Raw genomic sequence first — 19,115 nt, forward strand, 5'->3', positions numbered from 1 at the left:
TTAGGATAGTAGTTTCTGCAGATTGAATTCCTCAATAATTGCTGAGATTTTTTCCGGTTTACCAGAATCAAGAGATCGCTCCATAGCCTTTAATAGAACAATTGTACCTATTCCTTCTATTAAATCGGGGTATGCCGTAAAATTCTGATGAATACTATCCGCAAAATAATTCAAATAGTTCTCGTATTCTCCGGCATGATGACTTTTCCCTTCAAATCTGAAAAAATGCTTTAACTTATGTTCCCACGTTATTATACGTTCTTCACTATCTTTATCTGTTATAGCGTATCGTAAATCCATATAATCTCCCTGGCTACATCCTAAATTTCCGCGAAGAATACAGCTCATTTCACTATCCCGCTGTACTGGTTGTACCGGCCCCGAATAAGCTCCCCCCACACGGGCTATCCTACCATCATTAGATTTGTATATAAATTGCATGGTATCGAAGTGTTTCAACCCACCTTTTTTACCATTTTCACTTAGCATACCGTAACCCATAACTTCTTCAATTTCTGGCAAATACCATCTAATGAAGTCTACCGGATGGCTTAAGCCTCCATATAGCCATTTAAAAGAATTTTCTAGGGCCCAGGGTTTTTCCAGAAACCATCGATGATCTGCATTATAGTATGCTTCCACAGTAACTAAATCTCCAATTAAACCATTCTCAAAATCCTGTCGTTGTCGTTTCATCGGTTGAAAAAACCTGCTGCTCTGCCCTACAAATAACTTTTTTCCAGTTTTTTCCTGAAGCTTAACTAATTCTGAAGCTTCTTTAAGATCATCAATCAAGGGTTTCGTACAAACTACATGTTTGTCATGTTCCAGCGCCAGTTTAATATGAGTAGCATGCAAATGATCTGGGGTGTAGATTGCTATAGCCTCTATGGTAGGATCATTAAGCAAATCTTCAAATTTTGTAGTATATTCATGAAAATCAAATTCCTTTGCTCTTTTCTTACAAACTTCGAGATTGAGATCACACATCTTCATCAACTCAACCTTGGGACTGGAAAGTGCTGCAGAAATAGTACTTCTACCTTCTCCCAAACCTAAAATCCCTAATCGTAGTTTTTTATTTTCCGTACTCATTTTTTATTTTTTGAAACTCAGGTTGTAGACCTGCATTATCCTTAATTTCTTTTGCTACTCCAGGGCCATTGTTTTCCCACAAATTACCCGGTCCCGGACTGTTCTCAAAAAATTTATCCTTTTCAGTCCAGTTATTTATAGATCTTATATAGGAAGAGCCCTCGTCGTAATAAATATATTGATGATGATGTGGCATGTGCGCATAAGGTGCCTCCTTTAGATCATATATTGCATTTTCACTAATCTCTGTATTTGGCTGAGCTGAAAGGGTATAAATACCGCCAACATCATACATTTGCTTAGCGAAATTGTGAATTCTATTAGCATGAATCCGATTATTCTTAGCAATCGAAATCGTTTTAGTCCAACTCCATCCCAAACAAATCCCACTATAATTGATATTTGAAACTTCATTATGACTAATATCAATATCGTGAGCTACACCAATACTGATGCCTACACATCCCCAATCTTCGTTAGTGACATTGGTTATGTAATTATTATGAATATTTAGATGGTGTACTATCTCCCGGTGATCTTTTGGTTGGTAAGGCAAATGAGCCTCAAACTCAGAGCCTCCAAAAAAAGCGGCTTGTATAGCCGTTCCTCCTATATCTTCGAAAACATTGCCTATAATTTCACTTTCTGTCACACCACTAATAAAATCTAATCCCGTAGCAGCTAAATGACTGAATTTGCATCCGCTAATTTTAATATTCCTGGCATTGAGTACTTCAAATGAAGCTGGCTGTCTTTCTATCCATGCTTGATTTTCCAATGCGGCTTTGTCTGGTGTTCCTGGTTCTTCTAATTTATAGGCATCGATTATAGACCAACCGGCCTGAAGGGGCACATGACCTTCTTTTGATGGTCGCATCCAGGTAGAATGTTGAAAATTTATATTTTCAAACTGAATATTAGAAACTATTTTATCTAAAGTTCCTTTGATCTTTACAAGATTTTCTAAAACGGGAGCGATAATTTCAGTTTTATTTGGATTCTTTCCGTTCTTCGGGTAATAGTAAACCTTAAGGTTTCTTTTGTCGAGGTACCATTCGCCAGGTTCGCTCAACAATTCGGCGGCTCCAGTAAAATAAAAAGCGGAATTTCCGTTATACTCCTTTTTAGAATCTATAAATGGTGCTGGCCATGGATGTTCAAATTCAATTTTACTTTCCGGCTGGTGAAATTTAACTGCTGTACTATCGCCGCGTCTCTCAAGAGATTTCACTCGAAGATTAGCGATTGCCCACCATTGATGAATTATAAACTCCAAATCCTCTGGATTTTTAAAATCCCATTCCGGAGTTGGAATCCACATGATTTCATTTTCAGTATCTACAGAAAGTACTCTATCTAATTCTTTTTCCCCAAGGTTAGTAGCTCTCTTTGCTTTTTCGCCGTCTACCCACATTTGTCGAAAGTCAACTATATTTCCTCCAAAATGAGGAAGATTGGCGACCCAAACATTATTAGCATTATTTTCTATTTTAAAATTTAAGTCTGTGGTATTAGCTCTTCTCCAGTTTTCAATTTTAATTCCACCAGAAATAATCGGCCTTGATTTTCCTTCAGCTCTGATAACTGTGGGAGAATTTGGTGTTCCAGAATCTTCCGGACGTAACAGAATTGGTTCATAAAGTCGGTAAAGGCCATCCTTCATAATTATTTGAATACCTTCATTTTTGTCCAGTTTATTTAATCTTCTTAATTCTCTTGCTTTTCGCAGTGCAGCTGAAACTGTTGCCAATGGATTCAAACTATCTCCTGTATTACTATCTTTACCATTTGGGGAAACGTAGACCTCTGCGGCCTGAGAAAATACCCCAGTTAATAGGACAATTAAAGTCAATATTTTAGAGCAGGTTTTATTAGGCATAGTTGGCAAGTTTTTATTTAATCAATATAGTTATTCATCAATTTTATTCTATCCTGTACTTACAGGATAAGAATTAAATATATGCTCAATACTCTGGATTCTGATTCAAATTAGGGTTATCTAATACATCGGCAGGAGGAATTGGATAAATTAAATATTTCGTCATAGATTTTTCCTTCAGGGTCCAGGTTTTTAAGTATTCACCAAACCTTATTAAATCCTGACGACGATGACCTTCCCAAAAAAGTTCACGTCCTCTAACATCAAGCAAGACTCTTAAATTTAATACAGTTAAGGGATCAAGATCTCTCATAGTTCTCAATTCATTAACCACAGTTAAAGCTTCGTCTTCTAATCCTAACCTTAGCAATGCTTCTGCCTTCATAAGTTGCACATCTGCATATCGAATAAGAACTATATCATTATCAGCTGCTCCGGGATTTTCATAATCAGGAATATATTTTACAGGTCGATATCCATTCCATAGCGTAGCTCCTATGATGTTAGGAATCTCTTTTGTAAAAACTACATTTGGTAAAGGTTCTCCTTCTGAATCATATTGCTGACCAGTTAATAAACCCGCGTTGTACCCTAGTGAGGTGGTAATTGGATGCTCATAATATATTCTAATATCCTCCTTATTATTGAAAAGATCGTATAACTCGGGAGTTGAAGCAAAACCATTCCATCCTCCGCCATTAGGCAAACGAATTTCAGAGGGAAAAATAGCATGCCACCACACCCAAAGGGAATGTGATCTAACTCCTCCTTCACCTTCTATAGTAAAGATCAATTCTGATGAAATTTCATTATTATCAGGCCCAAAATTATCCCAATAAAAATCAAAATCTTTATTAACGATAGCGTTAGTATACAAAATTACTTTCTCCAAATCTTCGGCTAAAAATTCTGGTTTTTCTCTATCATTATAAACACCACGATTTAGATAGATTCTTGCAAGCAAACCTCGCGCTGCATTCTTAGAGGCCAGATATGCCGGAACATTCTCTGGCAAATTTGGAAGAGACTCTTCTATTTCATCAATAATAAAATTAACAGCCTCAGATCCTTCTAAAACGGTTGAAGGTTGTAATAAATCATCACCTGGATTTCTAAATGGGACTCTATTATAAAGGTCCAAAAGGGTGTACATAAAATAAGCTCTCAAAAATCGAGTTTCTGCTTCTTTTTCAATATTTGAAACGAAATTAAGAACATTGGTAGCATCAAAAATACCGCGATTCAGTCTTCTCCATACATCATTTATCATCGAGTTTTCTGGCATCCAGGAATGTGTATGCAATTGTCTGTAAACACCGCCATTATCCCACCCTGAAGGCCTTGATGGCACTATGGCATGATCTGCACTTATTTCCTGAAGTGCCCATACACTGCCTGAGTGCTGAATGAAATTACTATCGAAGTCCCTATATACTCTTTCAAGTAGTGCTTCTATATCAGTATTTTCTTCTAAAAAATCTTCAGCTGTTTTAGAATCCAGATCAGATTTCAAATCTTCACTTAGGTCTGAGCAAGAAGACAAAATAAAAAATGTTATAAATAAATATTTTAAAGTTCTCATAGAATTATATTTTCATTAAAAAGTAGCATTTAAGCCTAGCAAAATTGTAGTGCTTGGTGGATAAGAAATGTAATCGATGCCAAAGGATGGCACTCCACCTACACCTCTATTCGTATTAACTTCAGGATCAAAACCGCTATATCCGGTAATTAGCAATAAATTCTGACCCGTTAAGGAAAGTCGCAAATTTTTTAAAAAATTTTCCTTAACATTAAAATTATAGACAATAGAGGCATTTTGTAATCTTAAATAATCTGCATTTTCGAGGTATCTTGTAGAGACCACATTTGAATTTCCTAAACTCTCATTGCTAAAGGCTATTTGTTTAGAAGTATTTCTACCTAAGGAGAAATTAGCAGATGTTATTAGGGCATTCGCGGTGTTGTTATAAACTTGATGTCCTAAGGCTCCATTAAAACTCATATTGAAGTCAAAACTTTTGTAGCTTAAGCTCGTGTTTGCCCCAAATAAAACATTAGGATTTGGATCTCCGACAAATTTCTTCTCATCGGAATAGCGAGCAACACCATTTTCGTCAAAACCTTGAAACTCGACCATATTAAATACAAAAAGAGGTTGATTATTAATTAGCACTTGGGAGTTTGAACCGCCTCCCAATCCATTTCCGTTAATTTGACCAGTAAGTACCGGTGCACCATCATAATCTTTAAATATGTTTCTAAGATAACTTACGTTGCCTCCAATTTCCCAAGTTAGGTTATCGGTCTCCTTTATTATAGTGTTCAGCATTAATTCAAAGCCTTCATTCTGTATAGTAGCTGGAAGGTTAGTCCAAAATTGAGCATCGGGTGCCGGTTGAATAGCTGCGCGCTGAAATAATAAATCCTTTGTTTTTTTATTAAAATATTCTAGAGAGCCACTTAACTTATAATCGAAAAAGACAAAATCAAGTCCAATATTATAGGTTTCAGATGTTTCCCATTTAAGATCAGGGTTTGCAACATTGGCTAAATATATCTGCTGCCTTCCCACCTCATATCTTTCTTGACTGGCTCCTGACGGAAATTCCTGATTTCCAGTTTTACCCCATCCAACTCTAAATTTTAAATTATCAACATTCTCTGAATCATCAAAAAAGGTTTCTTCACTAAGCACCCATGCACCTGCGAAAGAAGGGAAAATTCCATATTTATTATTATCACCAAATTTAGTTGACCCATCAACTCTCAAAGTTCCAGTTAACAAAAAGCGATCTGAGAAATTTGCATTGATTCTTCCAAAATAGGATTGCAACTCGTTTACAGCATCTCGAGAAGAATTAACTGCTATATTGTCCTGGGTAGGATTTTGTAACATATCAGATCCCGGAATATTGAAGAGCTGAAAACCCTTAGCTGAGATATTATTTCTGTATCCACTATATTCTTGGAATTCATATCCAACTAATGCATTGAAATGAAAAGTATTAAAGTCTTTATCGTAATTTAAAGTATGAGTTAATGTACTGCTATTTAGAACAGAATTATTAACAACAGCCAAGCCTAAATCTGTTATTGTATTGAAAAATAATTCTCCAGAAGTATCTATAGTTCTATTTCCCTTAGAATGGTTGAGACCTAAAAGAAATTTATAATTTAATCCATCAACAATTTCAAAAGTGACTGCAAAACTGCCCAAAATATTGGTAATATCGCTTTTATCGTTGTAATAGTCAATTAATGCTAATGGATTAGTAGGTAATCCAGCAACATCATTCTCCCCTTCTAAGTAATTTCTTTGTACAAATTCACCTTGAGAATTTTTGAAAGGGACAGTTGGATTCCATTCAATAGCATTACCAACTAAACTTCCATAAATATCTGAATCTTCTGTGATAGGCGCAGCGTTATCTATGGTATTCGAGGCGAGGAGGCTAAGATCCAGTTTCAATCGATCTTCTGATAGAAATTTGAAACTTGTAGTTAGGTTGGCCGTGTACTTTTTTAAACCATTTTCTTTGATAATACCTTTTTGATCTAGTATTCCGGCAGAGAGCCTATAATTGCTTTTCGTACTACCACCGCTCACAGCTAAATTAAGATTAGTAGTAACAGCCGTTCGCATAATAGCATCGAAAGCATCAACAGATCTCCCTCCATCATAGCCTTCAAGTTCACGTTCTTCTAATGCAGCTCTAAATTGATTGGAATCCATAATTTCAGGTTTTCGACTTAAAAAGCTTATTCCTGAATCCAATACTAAATTAATCGAAGGTTCACCCCGTTTTCCCTTTTTAGTTGTAATTAAAACAACACCATTCGCGCCTCTAGACCCGTAAATTGCTGTGGCTGAAGCATCTTTTAGGATATCAATAGTTTCGATATCGTTTGGATTTATAAAGTTAAGAGGGTTGGAACCAGCCGTATTTCCTAACCCACCGTTTGCGGCTGTTGAATTAGGTTTGGTATTCCTTCCCGATAAGGGAACTCCGTCCACTACAAAAAGAGGTTGATTCCCTGATCTAACTGAAGAAGCTCCTCTAATTCTAAATGTTACTTCGCCACCTGGGGCACCACTATTATTTACCACATTTACACCAGCCACTTTACCTTGTACTAATTGATCCGGAGAAGTGATAACCCCTTTATTAAATGACTCTTCAGTAACCCTAGTTACAGCTCCGGTAAGATCTTTAACTCTACTCGTTCCATATCCAACAATAACAACTTCTTCTAAAGCAGCAGAATCCTCCAGCAGAACTACATCGATTTCGTTATTTTTATTTACTAAAATTTCTTGGGTTTCAAAGCCCATATATGAAATGATTAAGGTACTAGTTGAACTATTCAGCTCAAGTGAATAATTACCATCAAAATCGCTTTGGGTACCATTATTAGTACCTTTTTCCATAATTGTGGCACCAGTTAGAGGTGTTCCGGTTTTATCTACGACACTACCTGAAATATTAAAGTTTTGAATAAGATCAAATTTTTCAGGTTGGATATTTTTCTCTTTATACAGAACTATCTGTAAATCGTTAATCCCAAATTTTATATTTCTTTTATCTAAAATAGATTCCAAAATGTCATCAATTTCGGCATTTTGTTTATATAAGGTGATAACATCGGTTTCTTCTAAAATACTATCTTCGTACAAAAAAATATAATCACTTTTTTCCTGGATTATATTTAATAATTGAAGAATTGTAACATTCTTAACATCAATATCAATTTTGATTTGCGAGTACATATCTTTCGCATTTAGGCTTGTTAAACTTAAAACAAGAATCAGCATGCAGGATTTCATAAATACAATAAGTAATTTTTGAAAGAAAGTTTGCATAGGTTTATTAACATTTTCCTTATAAGGTTTCATAATTTTATGTTTCAATTTAGATTGATAAGCAATACATATAAATTTCACATGCCTTTCACACATATGGCATTTTTAGTTCATAATTCAGTTCATAGGCTCTTATATTATTTAATGATTATTGAATGATCCTTAATTTCAAAATCGAAACCGGAGGTCTGTAATATTTTAAGCACAGATTCAATATTTTCGTTAAGATGAAGGCGGCCAGAAAATCTTTTTTGCATAACATCAGAATTTGCTGTATAATTAATTCTTATGTTATAATATCTTGAAAGCTTCGTAAATATAGATTCAAGCTTTTCATTCTTAAGAATAAAATAACCATCTCGCCATGAAAAGTATCTACTAAGATCAACATGTTTATTCAAAGACTTGCCTGTTCTAACGTGATATTCGGCAATCCTTCCTGGTGTAATCTTAAATGATTCGTATTTACTCTTTTTATAAGCTATTCTTACACTACCACTTTTTAATGCCGTATGATGAATTGAATCATCTGCATAAGCAGAAATATTGAAAACAGTTCCTAAAACTTCTACATTCTGGTATTCTGTAAGAACTCTAAAGGGTTTATTATGATCATGTTTTATCTCGAAAATTGCTTCCCCCTCCAAATGAACCTCTCTATTTTCGCTATTAAAAATAGTAGGATAGATGAGTTTAGAGCCAGAATTTAGCCAAACTTCTGAGCCATCTGAAAGTTTCAGTTGAGCACGTTTACCGTAAGGAACTATTAATGTATTTAATACAATTTTATCATTTTGTTGAGAATTCAGTGTTATAAATTTATCATCTTCTATAATCACTTTTCTTCCCGATGATAAATATTGAATTTTATTTTCGTTATTATTTAGAATTACTTTTTTTTCACCTAACATAACAATGACCTGTTCTGAATCATATGAATTAACCTCTGGAGTATGTTGTACAAAATCTTCTTTAGGAGATGAAAGCGAAGATTGGAAAAAATAATATAAACCTATTACACATAAAAGTGAAGCAGCAGCAGAAATTGAAAAAACACGTGCCATTTTTCTTTTCAACTTTTGCTTTTTCAATTGCGCTGCAGATTGTAATATGCGTCTTCGTAATAGTTGCTTTTCAAATTTGCAAAGCATATAATCCTTATTATTATTCATAATTTCAAACTAATTCCCCCTATATTTAGGCTTCTATTTGTATAGAGAACTTTATTGTTGATATATAGACACCTTTTCTGTTTTTTTTAATAAAAAAACAATTATTACTTATTTGATTACGAATTTAATATTCTAATACTTAATTTGAAGATGGATCAACTTAGAAAAATAATATGATAATTTTTTTTCTAAGTTCTTTTATTGAACGGTATACTAAAGTACGTGCAGAGGATATAGAAACATTAAGATTTGCTGCTATTTCAGAATAACTTCGGTCTTCTATAAACTTCAATTTTAGGGCGGTAGCTTGATGAGGAGTGAGACACTTCAATGCTTTTTGTAGTTTATTTTTTTTAAAAAAATAAAGCTCCATATCTATAATGGTATTTTCTGCATTAGAAGTGTCTAAAGCATACAAATTATTTTCAAAATCATAAGATTTTAAAATAATATCTTTTGCTTTTATACTTTTAAATAGCGTTCTTTTAAAGCTAGTGATTAAATAAGATCTAATATTTTTTACGATAGAAAGATTACTATGGTATTTATAAAGTTCAATAAACGAATCATGTATTGCATCTTTTACTAAAGCACGATCTCTTTTGATAGAAATTCCTATATTGAAAAGATCATCAGCGTATTTATCGTAAAAAAAACCCAAAGCATCTAATGAGCCAACACGAAGTTTTTGCCATGCTTCCTTTTCATCGCTAAATTCAGGTTTATTTTGTGCTTCAAATGACATATGTTTTTTTAAATACCATTCATCTTAAAAGTAGATGTCATAATTGTTACTAAACAATTTCAATAATTAATTTTCCCATTTAATCGTTTAATATTCCAAAACAATAAACAATGATAGCCCCAAGCATATTGAATGAATTGAAAAAAAAATAATGGATAGATTAATCATCATCCGCTATAGAAAAATTGAAAAACAATATCATCTTTTTGCTTCGTATGCGCCAGTCATCAAATGTGCCGTAATCGAAGAAAATATTTTTTTGCCCATCTGGCCCCAAACGTTCTGGCTGATTTGTCTTACTTCCAATAGCAGGAATTGCCTGCATAAAAGAAATATCCTGTTCTGGAAAAGGAGGTGACGTTCGAGCTTCGAACTCCTTTTGAGGATATTCAGGAGTATATAATCTCAAAAATACATCATCGGTAGCCGTTGCTACCAAAAACGACTGTTCTTTTGATTCAATTTTTGCCCAGTACAAATTTGAATGATACCCTTTAAATTCAGGATAAACCATAGGTGAAACACCAGTTATAGTATTGTTGTAATCTTTTTGATGAATTCCATATTCCACGCCCTGCATTCTGTTTTTCCAAACTCGATAAGGACCATCCCCAAGCCATGTAACGCCTTCGACTAAATTTTCGGGATATGAAAAATCTACACCCATGTAATCGAAATCTACATCGTATTCTTCTGGCTTGTAAAAAATTTCCAGTTTTACCCAACCCGTAGGATAAAATATCCAAATAAATTCTTTCATTCTCGATTCTGGTTTGAATGAAGATGTTATTGTAATTGAGTCATTTGATTTTTGGATGTTTAAAGAATCAAATAAAACTTTACCAGCACTTAGATGAGGACCACTATTAAAAGGTATTTCACCTTTTCTATTAGCCACATGCTTTAATTGTCCATTATTCTTATCAATAAGATATTCTACATTTCCAGCCTTAATTTTATATTCGTCCTCTTCTTCTGTTACACTCAAAGAGGTTTTATTCACGGGTTGACTAATTAACCCTTTTATAAGGTTTCGAGGCATTTTAATAGGCCAACTCCGGGTATAAATTTCCTTACCGAACTTATCGGTAACCGAAACATGTAGAACATCAAATTCAAACCAATTCTCAGGAAGATCAAGTTCTAATTCTCCAATACGATTCGGTGCGATATTTGGTGAGTTAGCTTTCCCTTCAGTTTTTTCTACAGATGAATTATCACCTGGTAATGATATTTTTTTGAGTTCCCAATTGAAATTTAAATCCTTCAAATTGGTGTAGAAATATCGATTTTCAATCTTGAGTTTACCATCAAAATATTTGCTTATACTTTTATCCTGGAAATGCACGGGAGACCATATTTCTTTAATAGCGTAATAACTAGCTTCTTTTTCATGAAAAGGGCCCAAAATCCCATCAGCAGCAGCTCCATTATAGGTGTCAATTTCTCCAGTGTCTGTTCGCTTCACTCCTTCATCAGCAAAAACCCAAATAAATCCTCCGGCAGCAAGCGGATTATCCCAAATCATTTTGTTCCAAAAATCATTTAAACCAGCACCAGCACCACCATCATACATTCCGTGTAAAAACTCAGTTGGAAAAACAACATTCTGGCCATTCCAGTATGTTCCAACTCCATAATTATAAGGTCGATAATGCTCATTCGATAACCCGTTGAAGCTTTGCCAAGGATGTATTGTTCTACGATTTTGAATGTCGTATTTCTGAAAAAGTGAGTCTAGATCTGTATTATGTCCTCCTTCGTTACCATTGTCCCAAAATACAATAGAAGGATGATTAATATCACGAATAACCATTTCTTTTACTAACTTGCTGCCTACTTCAGTATCATAGGATGCATGCCATCCGGCAAGTTCATCCAGTACAAAGAGTCCCAAAGAATCAGCTACTTCCAGAAAATGTTGATCGGGCGGATAATGTGACATACGCACCGCATTCATATTCATACTTTTAATTAATTCCGCATCCGCTATGCTTCTTGTTCTACTAGAGGCTCGGCCTGTTATTGGCCAGAAAGTATGTCTGTTTACACCTTTAAACTTTATTTTTGTCCCATTTACATATATTCCATCTCGCTCTCGCAATTGGATTGTTCTAAAACCAAAGTTTTGTGTGAGTTCATGAATAGTTTTACTATTATTTTTCAATCTGAACTCTACCTTGTATAAATTTGGATCTTCAGGATTCCAAGTTTGGATATTTTCAAAATTTGATTGAATTATTACGGAATTTGAGCCCTTATTAAGGTCAATGGTAAAAGTCTCCCCGACTGGATCTCCATTTAAACTAAAGATTTGAGCATCCAGACTCCCATTTCTATGAATATTATTACAAAAAATTTCTGCTTCAAACTGACCATCGGCCTGCGCATTAATAGCTACTCTTTCTATGTTTTGAAAAGGTTTTGCCTGTAAGTATACCGGACGAAAAATCCCGCCAAAAATCCAGTAATCGGCATGTCTTTCGGCCTGATTCACGGATTCATTTTTGGAATGTTTTTTGACGCTCACTTCCAGTAAATTATATTCAGAACCAAAATTCAGTAAATCCGAAATATTGTATTTGAAACGATAAAAAGCTCCTTGATGTACCGGGCCTGCAAGTTTACCATTAATTTTAACTTCGGTATCCGTCATCGATCCCTCAAAAACGATTTCTATTTGTTTATTTTTCCACTCTAATGGAATATTAAATTCGTACTTATAATGACCTATTTCCTTCCCTCTATCTTCGTCTTCTGCATGTCCGTAATTGTAAATTCCAAAACCGAATTGCTCCCAATTAGAAGGTACAGGAATTGTAGTCCATTCGTTTGCTTTTCTCCCATCATCAACCATAAATTTCCAGTCTACAGTCTGGTCACTACCGGTACCAGATAAATATTGAATTTCTGTTTCCTGAGCAAAGGCTTCTGAAAGAAAAAATACGTAAGTAAAAAATATAACTAGTTTGAAAAATGATCTCATTTAATTTCCGAGTTAGAGTTGGAAAGCTTAGATTTTTTATACAAAAAAAATTAGTAACCAGGATTTTGGCGGAGTTCTGAATCAATATTAGCGTCTATAGCAGATTGAGGAATAGGAAAAAGATTGTGATAATCCTGCACACTTGAACTACTTTCCGGATTATATTTTCTTACCCGTTCTGACAACAAACCCAATCGATTTAAAGTTAAACGCCTTGGTTCTTCAATAATTAGTTCTCTGGCACGTTCATCCAATATATAATCTATGTTAATATCTGATGCTGTTATCAATTCTGCCTTGGCTCGCTTTTTAAGCGTATTTATATCGTTTGCAGCTTCTTCAAGATTACCATTACGAAAATATGCCTCCGCTCTCAATAAGTATGTTTCTGCAAGTCGCATAACGTAAGTATCCTTAAAGGCTCTACCATAAGTTGGGCCTTCAGGAAATAACTGTGGTTCTATTTTCATGACCATCGGATAATACTGAACTAATGTATCAAGATTCGTAATTGAGGGATTTACTTTCTCTCCAAAATAAGGAGAATCAGGATTATTATAATAATATTCTCTTTTAATATTGTATTTCGAATTTCTCATATCCATTGGATCTTCATTCCATATCTTATCATAGTAATATGTTGAAGGTCGAACCCAGGCGACTCCTCTCCCTAAACTATCTGTTGTAAGCTGCATTCCAGAATTACCCTGCGGATCTTTTATATTCCACCATTTAGGTCCCCACGCTCTTAACCATCCATTAGAATACCATTTGGCGCCCCCGGCTGTTCCTCCTGGAGTTTGAAATTCGAATTGCAAAGCCCATATTGTTTCTGTATTGGTAGTACTAGAACGATTTTGATTTTCATCCTTAAATAAATCTGCGAAAACATCTCCCGGCTTGTCAAGATAATTTCCAAATCTTTCAGTCATCAATTCATATCTTGGAGATTCTATAACTTTAGAAGCACTTGCCACTGCAGCATCAAAATCACCTAGACTTATATATACCTCAGACAATAGATGGTCTGCAGCGCCCTTCTCAATTCGTCCATCAAAAGGTGCCTCTACTGGTAGCCACTGGCTTGCAAATTCAAGATCCTCTTTGGCAAAATCGTAAACTTCTATTCTAGGACTTCTCACAAAATCAGTCTTTGGATTATTATAAATCTGATTAACTAGAGGAACATCTCCATAAAGTTTTGCTAAAATATTATATACATAACCTCTAAAAAACCGGGCTTCAGCTATAACTGTATTTTTTTGTTCTTCACTCTCCCAAACCGCATCTGGACCATTCGCAAATTCTATGATAGTATTTGCTCTTGGAATAACATCCAAATATGCCCAATCCCAATAGAATTCCACAGAAAACTGAGTTGGTGTTAACCAAGTTTGGTAATTCTCAAAATCGGCAAGTGATCTGTCCCCCGTATATGCTACATCGGTTCCAAGCCACAAAGAGTTCATTCTCGAACCATCAGGATAAAAATACATTTCTCTAGCCGCAACATGTAATGCTACAATTGCACTTTCAAAACCGCCTATATCTTTTAAGATGTTATTAGAATTTGGAAAGCCCAATGGTTCTTCTTCCAAAAATTCTTTATTACATGAAGTAAGAAACATTAGAAAACTTGCTCCAATTAAAAAATATTTTAGTGGATTTTTATTTAATTTCATATCAAGAATTTTTATTAAAAACTTAAATCAAGCCCGGCTACTATGGTCCTAGCTGAAGGATATAAATTATTTATATTGTTATATCCACTTTCGGGATCAGGACCCATCCAATCTGTAAAAATCAGTAAATTTCTTCCGCTTACATAAATTTTCAAATTTTTCATATTTAAAGAGTTTACAAAATCAGAATCAAATTTATAAGCTAGTGTAGCATCCTGAAGCCTTATAAAATCTTTGCTTTGATAAAAAGACATTCCTAATGGATTAGTCCAGTTAAGGGATGGTCTTGTGTTAGATTGATTCTCAGGGGTCCAATACCCTGCATCAACCATATTTACAGATCTTCCTGGAAAACTATTTCCTGAATAACCGCTTGGATCCAGAATATTTAAAGGTGCTTCCCAACCCTGTGCACTATTTACAAAAAACGAAAAGGAGAAATTTTTGTATTCAAAATTATTTCCTAATCCGAGTCTATATTTTGGTTGCCCCTGACTAATAATTGTTCGATCTTCAGGTGTAATGATTCCATCATTATTTATGTCTTTTACTTTTACCCATCCTGGCATATAACCCTCTGGAATATCATCTCCTTCCTGATAAATACCGTCAAATACGTAATCAAAATTTGAATTTATAGGTTGGCCAATAAACCAACGGTTACTAACATCATCATCTTCAATACCATCTCTATTATTATCATTCCCATATAGACGAACAATTTTGTTTTTATTAGTTGAAAAAATAATTGATGAGCTCCATCGAAATTGTGATTTAGGATAATCTATATTAATCGTAGAAAGACTTACTTCTAAACCTTTATTATTTAATTCACCGATATTAGTGAGCACACTAGAAAATCCATTTATCACAGGAATGCTTCTTGCCGTTAATAAATCTATTGTCTTAGTATCATAATATTCAACTGTACCATCTATTCTTCTGTCTAAAATTGTAAAATCTACTGCGGCGTTGAAAGATGTAGATGTTTCCCATTTTAAGTTTGGATTAGGCATATTTCCAGAGAGTGGAAAAGAGCCCGTATAGGTCTGACTGCCTTCGCCAAAAACATACTGATCGAAAGCAGAGCGATCTAAAGAAGAATAAGGATCTATGGATTGATTACCTACTTGTCCAAAAGACAACCTAAATTTTAATAAATCAATATCATTAACATTGTTTAAAAAATTTTCATCAGATGCTATCCACCCTAACGCCATTGAAGGAAAAATTCCGTATTTATTATTTGTACCGAAAACTGATGAACCATCACGCCTCATTGTTAAGGTAACAAGGTACCTGTCTAAATATTGGTAATTTAATCTTCCCATTTCAGAAGTTCCAGTTCTGTCTTCAGCATATGAATATGAGTTCTGAACTTCTCCTATATTAAGATTATTCCAACCATTTACATCCGTAAAAAAATTACTTGATTCAGCAGTCGTAGTTTCGTAAAAACTACTATTATTACCATAAAGCAAAGTGAGATCTAAAGCATGGTCGCCCCAATTTTTAGCATATTTTAAAATATGCTCTATTTGCCAGTTGAATTCATTTTCATTTGTCTTACCTGCCGCTCCAGTATTATTTATCCCATTTTTTATATAAATAGGAATAAATGTATAATCATGATCCCATTGAATATTTGGATTATAATTAAAAGAATAAGACAGACCATCCAAAAATGGAAAGTTTATCTCTGCGAAAATATTTGCAAAAAGATTATTTGAAACTTCTTCATTCTCTCTTTGTGAAGCTTCAAATAAAGGATTGGTAACTAATTGATCATTTGTTGGGTAAGGCAGTAAATCTCCATTATCATCGTAAACTTTAGCATAAGGACTTAACCAATATGTTGAAGATAGGGAGGCTGGAATGCCAGACAAATCTCTTTGAGTGTAAGAGCTATTCAGGCCTATCTTCAACCAATCTGTAATATTGTTTTCCAAGTTCATACGTATGGAAACTCTTTCTGACTGGTCTCCATAGATCAAACCTTCTTCTTTCACTAAATTACCGGATAAATAATAACTAGTATTATCCATTCTTCCGGATATACTTAAGTTATAAGATTGCTGTATTGCATCTTGCGCAATAAATTCCCAGGGATCTATTGTTTTTCCGCCATTATATTGCTCTAATTCAGTTTCAGTATCTAAAATTCGTTCTACATCGGTAATAGGTGTTTCTCCTTCATTTGCATTTTGAATATTAAAATCTCGTCTACGTTGAAGGTAAGCTTCTGGACCATATAGAGGTACCTTATCATAATAATCTGATATCCCAGAATATACATTTAATCTAATTGTTGGTTTACCCTGCACCCCAGTTTTTGTAGATATCAGTATAACACCATTAGACGCTCTCGAGCCATAAATTGCGGTTGCACTAGCATCTTTAAGTACCTGCATGGATTCAATGTCGTTAGGGTTAATATCTGCTAATTCTCCGTAAAAAAAAGCTCCATCCACAATAATTAAGGGATCGTTTCCAGCAGTCAAGGATGCTTGCCCTCTTATGAGAATGCTGCCTCCTTGCCCAGGTCTTCCATTATCATTGAACTGCACACCAGCAACCCTACCACGAAGTGCCTGAGCCACATTTGTATTAGGTTGTGATTCAATCTGCTCAGTTTCCACTGAAGTTACCGAACCTGTTATATTTCTTTTATTTTTTTTACCATAACCAACAATTACAACTTCCTCCAGACTTGCCTGATCTGATGCCATAACAACATCATAATTTTGATTTACTCCTACCATTTTTTCAATCGTTTTCGTTCCTACAAAAGAAAAAATCAAAATTTGTCCATCGTTGGCTTCAATACTAAAATTACCATCAAAATCAGACTGAGTTCCTGCATTGGTCCCTTTTATTCGAATGTTAACTCCGGGTAGCGGTATATTATTTTCATCTTTAACTGTTCCTTCAACTTGTTTAGACTGAGCATGAACAAACAGATTAATAAAAAAAAAGCTTATCCCTAAAATAGCCTTTACTATCGTTTTTTTCATAATATTTTACTGTTTGATGATTTAAAAAATTAATGGATGATATTAACCGAATAAAGCCTGGATTAACGCCAAATTCAGCCTTGAGGTAATAATTAAATCTTAGATTTTATTATGAATCGTTAATATAATTTTAGTATCCTGGATTTTGCACTAAATTTGGATTGTTATCTAATTCAGATTGAGGGAAAGGCATAAGATAATTAAAATCTCTAAAGATTGGATTTTGTCCCAAAGGGTTGGTTATGTTTGAAATAACATCTTCTGCAATTTTCCATCTTTTTAAATCGTTATATCTTATACCTTCAAGTGCGAATTCTACTCTTCTTTCTCTACGTATATAATTTCTTAACTCTTCTTTAGTGTTGTATCGCGTTCTGTCTACAGGAGGCATTGCTACACCTGGCCTATTTCGAACTTCATCGATTGGATTATATGCCATATCATTAGGGCCATTAACCTCGTTTTGAGCTTCAGCAAACATTAGCAGAACATCAGCATAGCGAATATGTATATAGTCCTGATCGGTGTTTATAGCTGTGGACGAAGTGAACGGTGCCTTTGAAAGATCTACATACTTTTCAGTAAGAAATCCTGTATAAGAATTATAACTTCCATCCCAAACTTCGCCTTGGTTATTCTTCCAAATTTCGTTAGGAAGTTTGATCGTCATATCTAAACGTGGGTCTCTATTTTCGTAAGGATTATTGGGATTGTAAATCGCAGAATTCTCTGGCAGTTTACCATCAATCATTTCGTAACTATCAACCAGGCCTTTATAGGGCTGAAGCAATGAGTACCATCCTAACTCAACATCATGGCCACCTGCACCCGGTCTAATTCTTTGAGGATTATTAGGCGAAAGGTATTGAGTTGCAAAAATTATTTCTTTATTAATGGAGGGATCTATTTGCCCATTTGTGAGAAATAATAATTTGTAATTATTTGCAAGACCAAAAACCTCAGAATCAATGACCGCTTTTAAATAGGGCAAAGCTTCACCAAATTTTTCTTGAGTGATTAATACACGCCCCAAAAGACTATTAGCACTACCTTTCACAGCATGACCTTGAAAATCTTTTCGTGGCAGATTATTTATGGCAAATTGCAGATCTTCCTGGATGAAAGAATAGACCTCCTGAACAGTGCTTTTTGCAATTTTAACCTCTTCTAAATTTTGAGGATAATCTCGATAGATTATTACTCCTCCAAAAGTTCTTACTAAATCAAAGTAGGCTAAAGCTCTAATAAATCGTACTTCTGCTCTATAAGTTAAAATTTCTGATTGCTCTATAGGTGCCTTATCAATATTATCTAAAAAATAATTACAAGCTACAATAACGCGGTAAGGAGTTTCATACATATTTGGAATGGCTCCTCCCAAATTGGCCGAAATATTCCCCAATGCCACATTTCCCAGATTGGACTGGTTAGAATTTCCGGGATCAAGAAAGGCATTATCTGTTAATCCATCTAAATATATTCTCTCATAGCCAAGAAAATTTTCTTGTAGTCTATAATATACCCCCGCTAGGGCAGTTTCTACATCTTCCTGTGAAGTCCAGAAGTTTTGGGTAGAGATTGTATCTGGTGGATTTTTATCTAAAAAGTCATTATTACAGGACAAGATTAGCAATACACTCATTACCAGAATAATTATATTTAAACTTTTCATATTATT

General features: G+C 34.4%; 10 protein-coding genes. All 10 read right to left on the reverse strand.

The window, feature by feature from the left end; genetic code table 11:
• Positions 1-1,095, reverse strand: coding sequence for a Gfo/Idh/MocA family protein (locus QWY91_RS08195; protein WP_290233608.1), 1,095 nt, complete (start codon positions 1,093-1,095; stop codon positions 1-3).
• Positions 1,079-2,974: a right-handed parallel beta-helix repeat-containing protein gene (locus tag QWY91_RS08200; protein WP_290233610.1), complete on the reverse strand. Its 1,896-nt coding sequence runs from the start codon at positions 2,972-2,974 to the stop codon at positions 1,079-1,081. Before QWY91_RS08200 ends, QWY91_RS08195 begins: the two co-directional genes overlap by 17 nt.
• 85 nt (positions 2,975-3,059) lie before the next feature.
• Positions 3,060-4,556: a RagB/SusD family nutrient uptake outer membrane protein gene (locus QWY91_RS08205; RefSeq protein WP_290233613.1), complete on the reverse strand. Its 1,497-nt coding sequence runs from the start codon at positions 4,554-4,556 to the stop codon at positions 3,060-3,062.
• A 15-nt stretch (positions 4,557-4,571) separates the two neighbouring features.
• Positions 4,572-7,871 (reverse strand): SusC/RagA family TonB-linked outer membrane protein, encoded by a 3,300-nt coding sequence (locus QWY91_RS08210; RefSeq protein ID WP_290233615.1) that lies wholly within the window; start codon positions 7,869-7,871, stop codon positions 4,572-4,574.
• A 104-nt stretch (positions 7,872-7,975) separates the two neighbouring features.
• On the reverse strand, positions 7,976-9,010 hold the full coding sequence (locus QWY91_RS08215) for a FecR family protein (RefSeq protein ID WP_290233617.1): 1,035 nt from the start codon (positions 9,008-9,010) through the stop codon (positions 7,976-7,978).
• Positions 9,011-9,170: 160 nt separating this feature from the next.
• Positions 9,171-9,755, reverse strand: coding sequence for an RNA polymerase sigma factor (locus QWY91_RS08220; RefSeq protein WP_290233618.1), 585 nt, complete (start codon positions 9,753-9,755; stop codon positions 9,171-9,173).
• A 160-nt stretch (positions 9,756-9,915) separates the two neighbouring features.
• Positions 9,916-12,741, reverse strand: a complete 2,826-nt coding sequence (locus QWY91_RS08225) for a glycoside hydrolase family 2 TIM barrel-domain containing protein (RefSeq protein WP_290233622.1) — start codon at positions 12,739-12,741, stop codon at positions 9,916-9,918.
• 50 nt (positions 12,742-12,791) lie between these two features.
• Entirely contained in the window at positions 12,792-14,423 is a 1,632-nt protein-coding gene (locus QWY91_RS08230) for a RagB/SusD family nutrient uptake outer membrane protein (protein ID WP_290233625.1), read from the reverse strand.
• A 14-nt stretch (positions 14,424-14,437) separates the two neighbouring features.
• Positions 14,438-17,437 (reverse strand): SusC/RagA family TonB-linked outer membrane protein, encoded by a 3,000-nt coding sequence (locus QWY91_RS08235; RefSeq protein WP_290233628.1) that lies wholly within the window; start codon positions 17,435-17,437, stop codon positions 14,438-14,440.
• A 130-nt stretch (positions 17,438-17,567) separates the two neighbouring features.
• A complete protein-coding gene (locus QWY91_RS08240; RefSeq protein ID WP_290233630.1) occupies positions 17,568-19,109 on the reverse strand; it encodes a RagB/SusD family nutrient uptake outer membrane protein in 1,542 nt (513 codons plus the stop codon).
• Between the last annotated feature and the right edge of the window lie 6 nt (positions 19,110-19,115).

This window comes from Zunongwangia endophytica, from assembly GCF_030409505.1.
Classification (GTDB): Bacteria; Bacteroidota; Bacteroidia; order Flavobacteriales; family Flavobacteriaceae; genus Zunongwangia; species Zunongwangia endophytica.